General features: G+C 56.0%; 1 protein-coding gene. It reads left to right on the plus strand.

Features of this window, described 5'->3' with window-relative positions; genetic code table 11:
- Positions 1 to 61 precede the first annotated feature (61 nt).
- Positions 62 to 566: transposase (locus QMD53_07170; protein MDI6800415.1), on the plus strand; the 505-nt coding region annotated here is incomplete at its 3' end.

A 566-nucleotide genomic window follows, 5' to 3' on the forward strand; every position in this document is an offset into this window, starting at 1 on the left:
AGAGGTACGTATTTATCTGGAGGTGGAGATCCGCCGGGTCGAATGTCGAAGGTGCCGGAAGGTGAAGCAGGAAAAGCTGGACTGGCTGGTCGACTCTCCCTTTTACACCAAGCGATTTGCCTTCTATATTGGCCGTCGCTGTCGGGATTCCACTGTTCGGGATGTGGCCAAAGAGTTCCACCTGGACTGGAAGACGGTCAAGGTCCTGGAGAAGCAGTACATGCAGGAGCAATTGCGCCGAGCGGGAAGCCCGGGTCCAAAAATCATCGGGATCGACGAGGTTTCGCTCCGCCAAGGGCATACCTACCGGATTGTGGTCAGCGACCTGTGGCGGAAGCGGCCCATCTGGTTCGGAGGGGAAGACCGTTCGGAAAAGAGCCTGGACCTGTTCTATGGGTGGCTGGGAGAGAAGAAGAGCCAAAGGGTCCAGTTGGCGGTGATGGATATGTGGAAGGCCTTCCATAACTCCACCTGCAGGCATGCTCCCCAGGCGGCGATTCTGTTTGACAAATTTCATGTGATCCGTCATCTGAACGAGGCCCTGGATAGAGTTCGCAAGAGTGAGT

Source organism: Actinomycetota bacterium, from assembly GCA_030017835.1.
Lineage (GTDB): Bacteria > Actinomycetota > Aquicultoria > UBA3085 > Oleimmundimicrobiaceae > Yes70-04.